The sequence below is a fragment of the Candidatus Neomarinimicrobiota bacterium genome, from assembly GCA_030743815.1.
Classification (GTDB): Bacteria; Fidelibacterota; Marinisomatia; order Marinisomatales; family S15-B10; genus UBA2146.
Genome location: JASLRT010000009.1, coordinates 1 through 13,519 on the forward strand (window position 1 = coordinate 1; position 13,519 = coordinate 13,519).

Here is a 13,519-nt window from a genome sequence, read left to right on the forward strand (position 1 = left end):
GAATAAGAATCCGATCACAATCGGTGATTCATTTGATAAATCCGTTAGAATTGATGAGCGGGACGACTTCGTTTCCCTCACGGTTCTCCCCGGTACTGACGGCTCGCAACAGTTCTACCTCGCGTTGACACGGAATGGCCGCCACTACTACTCTAAAGATCTCGAAAGCTGGACTTATCAGTCAGTTGTTCCTCTGCCTAAGTAAGAAAGACCTTCAAGGTTTTCGAAAACCTTGAAGGTCTAAGTAGTTTTTCTGAAGAAAAGGGGTGGAAGATATCTTCCGCCCTTTTGAACCGTTCTACCCTAGAGACTGATTAGAACCCGAAAGCCAGTCCCGCCCACAGGGAAGAGAAGCTCTTGGCGTCGGGCACGACATCCTTAGCCATCGTAATGCGGTAGTTCAGGAAGCCGCTGAAGGTCAGAATCTTCATCTGCAGACCTGTCTGGATGTGCAAACCGCTGGCGTCAATCTTATTGTCCTCCAGGTAGTTAAGGAGGTTATCCTCGAGCACGGAAGAGTCGAAACTGGAAGTCAAATCGCCCAGCAGGCCTTCCACCATATCAAGACTCGCCAGCGGCGAAGAGGAGTGCTTATTATAACCGCCTCCAGCGTAGAGTTGGACGCCGCCCAGAATCGGGACACTAAATCCAACCAGTTTCCTCCTCAGAGTATAATACTGCGACGCTCTCGCCCAGCCAAAATCGATAGGTCCCAGTTCTGAGAACTCATTGCCAAAAGAGAACTGATACTGATTCGCAGCAGCTTCAAAACTGGCCTCGATGTCAACGAAAGGTATAGCGTCGATATAGACAAACAACCCTCCACTAAGGGTACCGTCAAAGCCGTCCCGTGTAAGAGTAACCGGAAAGGCACCATCAGTTCCGCCGGAAACAGAAACAGCATCTTGATTGTAGTAGAGACCGATACCCGCAATGGAATAGGCTCTGTTGGCGGGGATAATAACAGCGATAACTAAAAGGGGAACAAGGAATTTATTCATTTTCAACCTCCTTGGATTGTGAATAAAGCTCAGTCAGTTTAGGTTAATTTAGAGCTTTCACATTAAAAATAATATGACAACTTTTTTCCGTTGATTCGTGTCACATAATCAGATGAACCTATATCGTAAAAGGCTCTGCCGGCGTCCTTGTGAACGAAGTGGTGGAGGAGAGCCCGGCGGAGAAAGCGGGACTGAAAGCTGGCGATGTGATCGTCAAGGTCGAGCAAGAAAAGATTGAAGAAACTGATGATTTGGTGAACACCATCCGCGAAAGCGACGCCGGAGATGAGGTCACCGTCAAGATCATTCGTAATGGCAAACGAGAGACACTCAGCGCTACGCTCGAATCGAGAGAGATCGACCGCGGCCCGTCCATCGCCTGGTTCCACGGAGACGATGACGAGGATGTCGAAATGTTTCACTTGCCAAATCTCTCTGTACAGAACGAAACGCCCCTTAGGGAGCAGCGGCGATTACAAACCACCGAAAGACAGCGGCATCCGCACTTCAAACCTCATCCGCTCCAATATCCACTGAAGGTCCGTCGGTGTCTCGGAATCGGGGTTCCAGCTCTGGTAGAAGGGTAGATATAAGTTGACGACGAAGAGGGACAGTTTCAGACCGGCATCGAAGAGGGTATCATCGATATCGCTGGCGCCTGCCACGTCGGCGAAGAGAGTCAGCGGGAGAACCGGAACGGTGTGGTCGAGATTCACGGCCCAAGCCGTCCCACGGGACGGACTAAGATAGGCACCCCTCACTGACGGCCCCGCCTCTATGAACTGATCCGCATAGATACTGCTTCTGCCTGTGCTACTGTCAGTCGTCCGATTAAAAACAAGTGGTCTCTCGAAATCGGGATCTACGCCGCCGCCCATCCAGGTCTGGTACTGAGCCGGAATGTCAGCACTGCCGAAGAAAGTCCCTAACCACGCTCTGGCATCCAGCCGAAGTCTCCTTCCGTGGCGCCACGTCAGTTTCCCTGCTGATTCAAAGCGGGCGAAACTGCCCCCGCTGAGTCCTGCCCTCAGACCGACCTCTGCCTGATAGTTTATAAAAGGATCGGGCCGATGATTGTAAGCGATCCGGCCGGCCGCCACCGTGAACTTGCCAGCTGAATAATAGACTGGACTTACCGCCAGAGGATCTATGTCGTGGAAGAACAGGCGGCCGGCAATAGACACGAAAGGTGTGGAAACGATGGGCTTGCGGATCGTCCCATCAAAAACCAGCCTGATCCCCCTGCGGCCACTGTAGTCGCTTACCCCAGCCGCGACGGTCCAGCGCCTGAAACCGAGACTCCTGTAGAAAGTCCTCTGAGCGGAGACAGAGCCCACCAGCCGTTGGTGCTGGAAATCCCACATGGGCGCCGCTGCAAGCCCGTGACGGAAGCCGGGAATGAATCCTGAATAAAGTAAGACGCCGGGCGTGACGCCGTTGAAGGCATTCCCGTTTAGCCACGGAAGATAGTTGACCTCCCTAAAGTGAAAGGTCGGCTGATCAAACACAAAGTTGAACTTCAGCGGTTGCGAGGTAGCATTGTTCTCACGATTGATGTCCGGCATAATGTTGTCAGGATCAATGACCGCCTTCTCCGCTCCTTCGGGAAGCGAGACGTTCTTCATCCCAGAGAAACCAGCCAGCCAGCGCCGTTCTATCTCTGAGCCAGAACGATCATACAGAGCCAGTTCAACCGGGGAATTCATGCTGCCGAGATTGGTCACCGTCACTGCACCATCCCGAACAGGCCCCACTCCATAATCAATCACCTTCGTGTCGTTCACCGCATCATCGAAAAACCAGTCCAGCGGCTGGTCGGAATGCTTCGCAAAAAAACTGCGGAAATCAGCGGGCGATGGATGCCTGAATTCCCAAGTCTCATAAAAGTCCTGCATAATCTCATCCATCTTCTTTTCGCCGAGAAAGTGTTGTAGATAGCGCGTGAAGATGGCGGTCTTGCCGTAAACCACGGTACCGTAGTTTTCCTGGGCAAAATCTGTGGACGGGAGATCCATGGGCTGATCGTCACCAGAGGCGGCGCGAGACTGATAAGAGAGATATCCCATTATCCAGCGAAAATCGAGGTTGCGACCGATCCTCATCTTGTTCTGCATAAAATCGGAGACAACGATCTGACCGTTCCGTTCGGGGTACTTCTTCTCCCAATAGCGGATGTTAGTGTATTCATTGAGTCCTTCATCGAGGAAGGCGTGATCCCGCTCGTCAGAACCGAGAATTCCGTAGAACCAGTTGTGCCCCACCTCGTGCATAATGACGAACTCTAACAGGTCTTTCGAGCCACCGCTGGAGATGATGGTGATATTCGGATACTCCATTCCGCCTCCCGCCGACATATCTCCATCCACGGCGGTAATGTGGTTGTAGGGGTAGTCACCGTAGAATCGGCTGTACCAATAGCCCGAGTCGTGGAGATACTCGATTGACCTCTCCCACAGTTTCGCGTTCTTTGGCAGGTACATACTCCACAATGTCACCTTGTGGGTCGAGTCCGCAACCCAAAGTTCTCCTTTGCGGACGATCCAGTCCGGGTCGGCAAACCAGGCAAAATCGTGCACCTTCTCCTGATGAAAATGAAGCGTCTTTATCCGCCGACTTTCGTCTTTTCCGAATGACCCTTCGGGCGCCTCTCCACTCTTGTCTCTCGTCTCTTCGGCCTTCTCTTTTTCAGCTTCTTCCTTTTGGCTTGTCTCCTTTTTCCTTCTTTCCTTTCTCATCTCCTTGATTCTCTTCTTGAATGCCTTTTTGTTCAGAGCGTGGAGAGAATCCCCCTCCGCCGTGAGAGAGTCGAGCCAGCCATACTCAGCCTCCCCGTCCACGATGTCACCGGTTGCCATGATGCGATATTCCTGTGGAAGGGTGATATGAACATCAAAGGTGCCGAACTCACTGAAGAATTCGCCCTGATCGAGGTACGGCATGGGGTGCCACCCTTGAGAATCGTAGACTGCCGGTTTGGGATACCACTGGCAGATCTCATAATGCTTGCCGGAATGGCCCAGCCGGGAGAAGACGATGGGAAGCTTGACAAAGAAAGGGGTTTCGATGGTGACGCTCTGACTTGGCGGCACAGGGTCATTCAGGTAAACCTTTGCCGCGTCGATCCATTCAGGGTGATATTCCCATTTCAGGGACTGTCCCTCCACAGAGAAATCGAGACTGTCAATGTAGCCTCTGTCATCTTCCTCCGAAAAGTGAAACCGTGTGGAATAGTGTTCGAGCCTCTGCTTGGCGAAGGCGGTCTCATCATTTTTGTAGGCGTTGGGCCAGAGATGAAACCAGATGAACCGGAGAGTGTCAGGAGAGTGATTGGTGTAGGTCAGCTTTTCGCGGGCTGAAAGAGTGTGGGAGGAGTCATTAAGGGTGACGTGGATTTCGTAAGCTACATGCTGCTGCCAGTATTCTCTTTCCCCGACGAGAGGACCCGCGCCGAGAAGTACGAGAAGCATCAGGGGTCTAGAAATCAGGCACTGCATGAGAATACGCTTGGTCAGGGACAGAACTACTTACTAAAGTTATGGTTGTCACCGAAATGAGACAACAACTCCACGACAGACTCTCAACTGCTTCAGGCCTCAAAATGGTTGAATCTCCTCGATCTCAATTCTAAATTGAGCCACCGCTCGGCAGGTCTAATGAAGAATAACTTCCGACTCCTTTTACAAATGGTATGCATCACCGCTGTTGTGACCGGTCAGGATTACCTTTGGCCGGTTAAGCTCGGCAAAGCGATCACCTCCAATTTTGCCGAAGTGCGGCCGCGGCGTTTCCATTCCGGCATCGACATCAGAACAGACGGTTCTACGGGACATGAGATTGTCGCCATTGAAGCAGGTTACGTGTGGCGCGTTAAGGTATCCTCAAACGGCTACGGAAAGGTCTTGTATCTCAAGCTGAATGACGGCTCTACCGCTGTCTATGCACACCTGCAGAAATTCATGCCGCTGCTGAACGATATCATCAAGATTGAACAGGACATCAACCGCTCATATTCTGTGGAGAAGTACTTCCGTGAGAACGAATTCACCATAGCAAAAGGAGAAGTTCTCGGTACCACAGGCGAAAGTGGAGGCGCCTTTGGTCCGCATCTGCATTTCGAGTTGAGGGACTCCTTGAATCGGCCTATCAATCCTCTTACTCACGGTTTTCCGTTGAACGATAAGCATGCTCCAGTGCCTGATGCCGTGGCCATCATACCGTTAAGCAAAGATGCTGTTATCAACGGCTCTTCTCTTTCCCAGACTTTTCCCCTGCACCGAAGAGGCGGTTCCAGCTACGAATTCCCTGATACTATTCATGTCTACGGATCTGTCGGATTCGATGTATCGGTTACTGATGAGATTACAGGATTCCCGAACAAGTTCAATATCGCCGGAGCTTCACTTTCGGTAGATGACGTTGAGGTGTATAGAGCTGACTTTGAATCCTTTTCGTTCGAGCGGACCCATTTCGTAGAAACCGAAAGGGACAATGCACTCAGAAGGCTAAACGACGGCGAGTTTCACCGCCTTTTCACTCTCGATCACAACAGTAACTTGAGTTTCATAAAGGAAGGATCTGGCGGCACGCTCTCGCCGTCACCGGGACATCACACAGTTTCAATCCGCCTGTTTGATCACAAAAAGAATATTTCCCGAATTAAGGGGACGATTTACCACGCTCCGCCTTTCTCTATAGGCGCCACAGTACTGACTCAGGATAGAAAGACAGTGACAATATCACTGGAAACTATTGGTACTCCTTTTCCTGTTACCGATTTCGCCTGCTACAGTTTCAACAATAAGGGCTACGTGGAAGAAAAAGTTGAAGCCCTCTCAAGCCGTCAAGACGGAAGAGCGCTAATAGTCGATCTTCCCGCCTCAAGAGTCAGAGGGCGTATTCTTCAGTTAATCGGCACTGATAAACTGGGCGGAGTCAGCCTCCCTTTCCATTTGCCTCTTGGTGCGGACGAAGCTGACCCTATCAAGATGGCAATCGATTTTGACATCTCCCACCTCGAGAAATCGGTGGTGATTCAAGTGGACTCCCGCGGGTGGGTGGCCGATCCACCGGAAGTAGTGTTGACGGGGCGAAATAGAGAAGTCCCGATTCAACTTCAACGGACGAGACCGACGACTTTCATCTCTACCCCTCTCGATCCTCAGACAGTGGCTGGCGTCACCGAGGCAGTTGTCTTGTACGATGGTTCCCCTGCACGAGAATCACATTTCATCTTTAAACCGAAGTTGTTCACGGGCGATCGGGCGATGGCGGTGATTTCACCTGACGGCAGATGTTCCCTTCAGGCTGTGCCCACTACATTTTACGATACAACAGCCATTTGGATAGAGAACATCGAAACGCCGGTCCCGGTTGAGGGCGGTGAGTTCAGAAGCAGAGCCTATCAGTTACAGCCATTTGAAAGACCTCTTCAAGACTCCGCCCGCGTAGCCATCGCACTGGCTAAATCGATTGCCAATGCCGATCGGATGAGTATCTTCTACTACGATCAAAAGGGAGGATGGACCTGCCTGCCGTCCCAATTCTCGCGCAGCAGGTGGATGTTCTTTGCCTCCCTCTACAGCTTGGAGGCAGTGGCTGTCATCGAAGATAGAGTACCTCCCGTAATCGAAACAATCCTCCCGGGAGACGGCGGATTCTACGACTACAACGATCTGATGAGTTTCAGCGCTAAAGTCAAGGATTCTCTGGCAGGCGTCAAAGATGACAAAGCTATCCAACTCTCTCTCGATGGCGAACAACTTCTCTTCGAGTACCAGCCCGTCAAGAAAAAGGTCATCTATCAGCTGGACAGCCCACTCGAGAGCGGCTCTCATACGCTGATCATCAAGGTCGCAGATCAGGTGGGAAACATGACAACAAAAGAGATTGCGTTTTCCGTAAATTAGCCATCCATGTTCCTCCCCTACCGAGACGACAACCCCCGTGTGCTGATCCCCTATGTCACCTACACTCTGGTGGGATTAAACTGTTTTGCCTTCTTATTACAGAACATAGGACCGCCTGAATTCACTATGGCTTTCGCCATTATTCCCAAGATGGCGTCAGTCGATTTCGGTTTCTATATCCTTACACTCTTCACTTCCATGTTTTTGCACGGCGGGTTGATGCATCTCGGAGGCAATATGCTCTATCTCTGGATTTTCGCCGATAACGTGGAGGGAGTTTTGGGGTACATAAAATTCGCCGTCTTCTATCTGACGTGTGGTATAGCGGCAGGCGTACTGCAGACGGCTATCGATCCCATGTCAACGGTTCCTATCGTCGGTGCCAGCGGCGCCATTGCAGGAGTTCTGGGCGCCTACATGATCACCTTTCCCCGCGCAAGGGTTCATACCCTCATCTTTCTTTTCATCTATTTTACCAGTATCAGAATCCCGGCTCTCTATGTGCTCGGATTCTGGTTTTTCGCCCAATTAAGCAACGGACTGGCAATGCTGGGAATTGATACAACGGGTGGCGTGGCGTGGTTCGCTCATATCGGTGGATTCGTAGCCGGGGTTGCTCTTATGCGCGTGCTAAAACTGATAAGATTGGAGATGGTCTGATGAATCCTCTTATAGAAGCTGCAATCAAAGTGAGAGAAAACGCCTACGCCCCATACTCTGACTACACGGTAGGCGCTGCGGTGGAGACAGACGACGGTACAATCATTACCGGCTGCAATGTGGAGTCAAGCAGTTACGGTCTCACCAACTGCGCCGAACGCGTGGCGCTGGGCGCTGCCATCGCCCGAGGATTCAAATCGTTCAAAGCTATGGCTATCGCCGGAAAAAGCAGCGCTGGCCCCTGTGGCGCCTGCCGGCAGGTAATCTGGGATCTGTGTGGTGATATCACCATCACCATGATAGACGAAGCCGGAAACGAGACAGTTCACACCAGCGGTGATCTGTTGCCTTATCCCTTCGATGACAGTCATCTGAAACAGTGACGAACAAACTTATCGGTATTGCCGGAGGGACCGGTTCGGGAAAGACCTTCCTTACCAACGCAATTGTGACATCCCTCGATAAGAACGAAGTGACCGTTGTTGAACAGGATTCTTACTACAGAGACCAGTCCCACCTTTCGCTCGAAGAAAGGTCAAAGATCAACTACGATCATCCCGATGCTATCGACTTTGAACTATTGCGGCGTCATCTGACTGAGATTCTTGAAGGAAAGGAGATTGAGTCTCCTCTTTACGACTTTTCTACCCACACGAGACGTAAGAAAACAGAGGTCATACAGGCGCGTCCGGCAGTTATCCTTGAGGGTATCCTCATTCTGGCTGTAGCGGAAATCAGGAATTTGATCGATCTCAAGATCTACGCTGACGCCAATAGTGATATCCGCTTCATACGCCGGCTCAAACGGGATAATGAAGCGCGGGGCAGATCCGTCCCTCACATCATTCAACAGTACCTCGCATCGGTTCGACCGATGCACGAACAATTTGTGGAAAAAACGAAGAATTATGCGGATATTATCGTCCACGATGGAGACGATATTCAAGTCACAGTCGAACTGATTAAATCGAGAATCCGGATGTAGTACTCCAAGGAGGTTCCAGAAACTGGGATCCTTAGTCTTTAGTGGTGGTACGGTACGAATGTCACCCAATCCCAGAGAGATATAAATGCCTACATTAAGTCCAAGAGAATCAGGCTGGCTGGAAGTAATCTGCGGCAGTATGTTCAGCGGGAAAACGGAAGAACTTATCCGCCGCTTGCGAAGAGCCCAGATTGCCCGACAGGAAGTCTCTATTTTCAAGCCGAAGATCGATGACCGCTTCAGCGTCAACCATATTGTTTCTCACTCAAAACTGAAGATGGAATCACAGCAAGTTCCCGATGCAAAAGACATCCTGAGAGAAGCTGAATATGCGGATGTAGTTGGGATTGATGAAGCTCAATTCTTCGACAAAAGTCTCATTGATGTCTGCAAGGAGCTGGCGAAGCGTAAGAAGCGGGTAATTGTAGCCGGTCTGGATAAAGATTACAGAGGCGAACCGTTTGGTCCGATTCCAGCTTTACTCACTGAAGCGGAATATATCACTAAAACGCTAGCCATCTGTATGATATGTGGTAATCCTGCCAACTGTACCCAGCGTCTGACAGCCGATACCGAACAGGTTGTCATTGGCGAGAGCGAAACATATGAAGCCCGCTGTCGTAACTGTTATGAACCTCCGGAGGATACCTAAGGAGAAAGAACATTGCTGAGACTAACTGGGATTCTGGGCATTGCGTTAATTCTTGGGGTAGCCTTTCTGATTTCCAATAACAGGAAGGCCGTCAACTTGAGGGTTGTCCTGTGGGGATTAGGACTACAACTCTTTTTCGCTGTTTTTATCCTTGCTACCCCCATTGGTAAACCAGCTTTCCTATTTTTTGATAAAGTCTTCAATAAACTTCTGCAGTTCTCTGATGAGGGTGCACAGTTCGTTTTTAATAATCTGGCTTTGGGGCCTGATTTTGAAGATTCACTCGGCTTCTTTTTCGCTTTTCAGGTGTTACCGACTATTATTTTCTTTTCTGCTTTCATGGCCATTCTCTATCACTTTGGGATTATGCAGTTTATAGTAAAGCTCATCGCCAAAGCGATGCAGAAAACGATGCAAACCAGCGGTTCTGAAACACTGTCTTGTTCAGCAAACATTTTTGTCGGACAGACGGAGGGACCATTGGTAGTACGTCCATTCCTCGAGACCATGACGCGCAGTGAACTCACAGCGGTAATGACTGGAGGATTTGCCACAATCGCTGGAGGTGTCATGGCGGTATATGTCAAATGGCTCGCTGATATTCCCAACATCGCAGGGCATTTGATTGCGGCATCTGTGATGAGCGCCCCGGCTGCCCTTGTTATCGCTAAGATTATCTACCCAGAAACGGAAGAATCCCAGACACGCGGTAATCTGAAAATGAACTTAAGCGACTCTTCAGACAACGCTATGGAAGCAGTGGCCCGTGGCGCCACAGACGGAATGCGCCTTGCGGCTAACGTCGCTGCTATGCTCATTGCCATCGTCGCCCTGGTGGCTTTCGTTAATTATATTCTAGGGCTCGTAGATCTTAGTCTTGAGCAAATTCTTGGTTGGATCTTTTCCCCTCTGGCATTTTGCATGGGCGTGCCAGCAAAAGATATTTTTGTTGTTGGAAGCCTGATGGGAGAGAAAATCGTTCTAACAGAATTGATAGCCTATGGGCATCTTCAAGAAATAACCTCGCAACTTGAAACAAAGTCGATCATCATTTCTTCATACGCACTTTGTGGATTTGCCAACTTTGCTTCCATAGGGATTCAGTTAGGCGGTATCGGTGCTTTAGCTCCCAGCCGTAGAAAGGATCTGGCCAAGGTCGCCATGAAAGCGATGATAGGCGGGGCTCTTGCTTCCTGGCTCACAGCCACCATCGCCGGCATACTTATTTAATCAGGAGAAATTGTGAGACTGGTTTTCTTAGGTCCACCAGGTATCGGAAAAGGAACTCAGGCAAAGATTCTGTCAAAAAGATTCTCTCTCCTCCATCTCTCCACGGGAGACATGTTGCGAGACGAGATTTCCCGCCATACTGAACTGGGAATCCTCGCCAAGTCTTACATTGATGACGGAAATCTCGTTCCTGACAACGTGATGTTGAATATGATGTCTCACCGCCTGCAACAAAAGGATGCCGAATCTGGCTATATTCTCGACGGCTTTCCCAGAACTGTTCCGCAGGCAGAAGGATTGGAGAAAATCTTCGACTCGATTAATCAGCAGCTGAACGCTGTGATTTCCCTCGAAGGTAGTGAAGACGTTTTGATAGAACGATTGTCAAACCGCCGCACCTGCCCCGATTGCGGCAAGATTACAAACCTCATCTTTGCACCGCCCGCCGTTGCGGGGAAGTGTGATTCCTGTGGCGGAGAACTGTATCAGCGCGAAGACGACAGGCCAGAGGTCATTCGTGAAAGACTTGTGGTTTATTCTGAGCTGACCAGTCCACTACTGGAATACTACTCATCCGGGGGACTCCTCAAAACTGTCAGCGGAGTCGATAGCGTGGAAGAAATTCGTGACAATATACTAAAAGAACTCTAGGATCGGCCTGTGGAAAAATAAGATGCTTAAGGTTGGCGTAACCGGCGGGATTGGAACTGGAAAGAGCGTAGCCAGCGGGCGGATGGCTCAGCTGGGCGCATACGTGTTCGACGCAGATACCGAAGCCAAGAATATTCTAAAGACGGACAAGAATGTGCAGACAGACCTGATTGAGGAATTCGGGACGGATATTCTCAATCATGACAGTACGATCAGCGAAAATAAACTGGCTGTGACAGGATTCGCAAACGAAGAGAATCAGGCAGTTCTCAACGCTATCATCCACCCTTATGTGTTCGATGCAATCGACAAAAAATTTGATGAAGTTGAGAAGCATAACAAAACATCTATTTTCATTGTTGATGCAGCTCTGGTATATGAATCGGGCCTTGATCAGCACCTCGACTACATAATCGTTGTAACCGCACAGTACGGTTTACGGATTCACCGCGCATCACTTAAGGGCAAACTTAACCGCGCTCAAATTCAGAAAAGGATGGATCTCCAACTCCCTGAAGAGTCAAAGATCAGGATGGCTGATTACGTTATTGACAATAACGGTACCGAAGAAGACCTGATCAGACAGGTGGATAAAATTTACGAGGCGTTGATATAATCGCTTTATGTTTATCTTTGCGCGGTCTTTGCCGTCCGGACTCCCCACCCAACCATTTCACTATTCGACAGTCTGTCTAAGCTGATGAGTTCATCGAAGCGCTTCGGGACCTTCGAGGGTGTCTTCACCCCCACAATTCTCACTATCCTCGGCGCCATCATGTACCTTCGACTCGGATGGGTGGTGGGTAATGCCGGCTTCGGCGGCGCGCTCGTCATCATCCTGCTGGCGAAACTTGTCACAGTCACAACCGGGCTCGCCATCGCCTCCATGGCTTCCAACATCAAAATTGGGGCCGGCGGATCATACGCCATCATATCGAGATCCCTGGGACTCGAAATAGGAGGCGCCATCGGTATTCCGCTCTATCTTTCTCAAGCCTTGGGTGCCGCCATGTATATCATCGGCTTCACCGAGGGGTGGCTCGCTATTTTTCCTCAGCACGATCCGTTTCAGGTCGCATCCGTTGTCCTGGTACTACTGCTGACACTTTCGCTTATCAGCGCCAAGGTTGCTATGAAAGTCCAGTATATCATTATGTTTCTCATCATCTCTTCGCTGATTTCCTTTTTCATGGGCAAAGGGGACGGTGTCGCTGAAATCTCCTTGTGGGGAGATTCTGAGGCCGCACCTTTCTGGACCGTCTTCGCCATTTTTTTCCCAGCCGTTACCGGTATTGAGGCGGGAGCAGCCATGTCAGGTGATCTGAAGGATCCGAAAAGAAGCCTCTCCGTGGGGCTTCTCTCGTCCATCGCTCTGTCGTTCGTGGTCTACGTGGCGCTGGCGTTCTGGATGGACTACAGTATTCCCGCGAAGGCCCTGCGCTCGAACTACACCATCATGATAGACGCCGCCAGATGGGAGTGGATTGTGGTGGCGGCACTCTTGGGCGCAACCCTTTCATCGGCGCTTGGGAGTATCATCGGCGGTCCAAGAACGCTCATGGCGCTGGGACAGCACAGGGTCGTCCCTTTAGGCAAATTCCTTGCTCAGCAGAGTAAAAACGGGGAACCGAGGTTTGCCATAGTAACTACGGGCGTGATCATCGAACTGGGGATACTTCTGGGCGACCTAAACACCATTGCACCCCTGCTCACTATGTTCTTCCTGATTACCTATGGAACCATCAATATGGTGGTCTTCATCGAAAAGAAGATTGGCATCACCAGCTACCGTCCCAGTTTCGATATTCCTCTGATCATCCCTCTGATTGGCACACTCTGGTGCGGGACGGCAATGTTTCTGATCAATCCCCTTTTCGGATCAGTTGCCGTGGTGATCATCATACTCGTCTATCTGTGGCAGATCCGTTTAGGACATCAAGCACCGTGGGGAGACGTCCGGTCAGGTATTTTCGTTGCCATTGCCGAATGGGCCGTCAGGATGACGGCAAGAATGCCAGCCAGCAGCAAATCGTGGAAACCTAACGTTGTGGTCCCCGTGGAAGAACCCGGACGGTGGCATGAAAGGATAAAGCTGGTGCGAAATATCGTCTTTCCGAAAGGGAGCGTCAGGGCATTCAGTGTACGCATCCTGGAAAGCGGTATGCGGCACAGGATTGGTCAAATGGTAGACCAACTGTTAAACCGAAATGGAAGCGGTGCAGCAATGCCCGACACTTCCGAGGAACTGGAGAATCAACTGACCAAATTGATTAATCCTCTGAAGGAAGAAGGCATCCTGACATCAGCTACAGTGATAGAGGCCAATCACTTCATTGAAGGGATTAGTGTTATCACCCAATCGTTCAAGGGTATGCCACTGCCTCCCAATGTCATGTTTCTCACTATGAGCGAAGAGAGGAGAAAGGATCAGCGC

At 50.4% G+C, this 13,519-nt stretch carries 13 protein-coding genes; 10 read left to right on the forward strand and 3 right to left on the reverse strand.

What is annotated here, in order from left to right; translation table 11 throughout:
* The coding region (locus tag QF669_00805; GenBank protein MDP6455983.1) for a hypothetical protein at positions 1-205 on the forward strand (205 nt) is incomplete at its 5' end.
* A gap of 109 nt (positions 206-314) precedes the next feature.
* On the opposite strand, the gene QF669_00810 is transcribed toward QF669_00805, so the two are convergent.
* The 3 genes from QF669_00810 to QF669_00820 all read right to left on the reverse strand — a co-directional run bounded on the left by QF669_00810 (position 315) and on the right by QF669_00820 (position 4,468).
* On the reverse strand, positions 315-1,001 hold the full coding sequence (locus QF669_00810) for a hypothetical protein (protein MDP6455984.1): 687 nt from the start codon (positions 999-1,001) through the stop codon (positions 315-317).
* A gap of 62 nt (positions 1,002-1,063) precedes the next feature.
* Positions 1,064-1,423 (reverse strand): hypothetical protein, encoded by a 360-nt coding sequence (locus QF669_00815; protein MDP6455985.1) that lies wholly within the window; start codon positions 1,421-1,423, stop codon positions 1,064-1,066.
* Between the two features lie 51 nt (positions 1,424-1,474).
* Positions 1,475-4,468 carry a M1 family metallopeptidase gene (locus tag QF669_00820; GenBank protein MDP6455986.1) on the reverse strand — a complete coding sequence of 998 codons (2,994 nt, stop codon included), beginning with the start codon at positions 4,466-4,468 and terminating at the stop codon, positions 1,475-1,477.
* A gap of 186 nt (positions 4,469-4,654) precedes the next feature.
* On the opposite strand from QF669_00820, the gene QF669_00825 reads away from it, so the two are divergent.
* From QF669_00825 to QF669_00865, 9 genes are all read left to right on the forward strand, one after another.
* Positions 4,655-6,907: a M23 family metallopeptidase gene (locus QF669_00825; protein ID MDP6455987.1), complete on the forward strand. Its 2,253-nt coding sequence runs from the start codon at positions 4,655-4,657 to the stop codon at positions 6,905-6,907.
* 6 nt (positions 6,908-6,913) lie between these two features.
* Positions 6,914-7,567 carry a rhomboid family intramembrane serine protease gene (locus QF669_00830; GenBank protein ID MDP6455988.1) on the forward strand — a complete coding sequence of 218 codons (654 nt, stop codon included), beginning with the start codon at positions 6,914-6,916 and terminating at the stop codon, positions 7,565-7,567.
* The gene (gene cdd / locus QF669_00835) at positions 7,567-7,950 is read left to right on the forward strand and encodes a cytidine deaminase (protein MDP6455989.1); all 384 of its coding nucleotides are present in this window, start codon (positions 7,567-7,569) and stop codon (positions 7,948-7,950) included. Before QF669_00830 ends, cdd begins: the two co-directional genes overlap by 1 nt.
* Complete coding sequence (gene udk, locus QF669_00840) at positions 7,947-8,552, forward strand: uridine kinase (GenBank protein MDP6455990.1); 606 nt, start codon at positions 7,947-7,949, stop codon at positions 8,550-8,552. Before cdd ends, udk begins: the two co-directional genes overlap by 4 nt.
* A gap of 85 nt (positions 8,553-8,637) precedes the next feature.
* Entirely contained in the window at positions 8,638-9,204 is a 567-nt protein-coding gene (locus QF669_00845) for a thymidine kinase (GenBank protein MDP6455991.1), read from the forward strand.
* A gap of 12 nt (positions 9,205-9,216) precedes the next feature.
* The gene (locus QF669_00850) at positions 9,217-10,434 is read left to right on the forward strand and encodes a nucleoside transporter C-terminal domain-containing protein (protein ID MDP6455992.1); all 1,218 of its coding nucleotides are present in this window, start codon (positions 9,217-9,219) and stop codon (positions 10,432-10,434) included.
* Positions 10,435-10,446: 12 nt separating this feature from the next.
* Positions 10,447-11,085, forward strand: a complete 639-nt coding sequence (locus QF669_00855; GenBank protein ID MDP6455993.1) for an adenylate kinase — start codon at positions 10,447-10,449, stop codon at positions 11,083-11,085.
* A gap of 22 nt (positions 11,086-11,107) precedes the next feature.
* Positions 11,108-11,701, forward strand: coding sequence for a dephospho-CoA kinase (gene coaE, locus QF669_00860; protein ID MDP6455994.1), 594 nt, complete (start codon positions 11,108-11,110; stop codon positions 11,699-11,701).
* 84 nt (positions 11,702-11,785) lie between these two features.
* Positions 11,786-13,519: amino acid permease (locus QF669_00865; GenBank protein MDP6455995.1), on the forward strand; the 1,734-nt coding region annotated here is incomplete at its 3' end.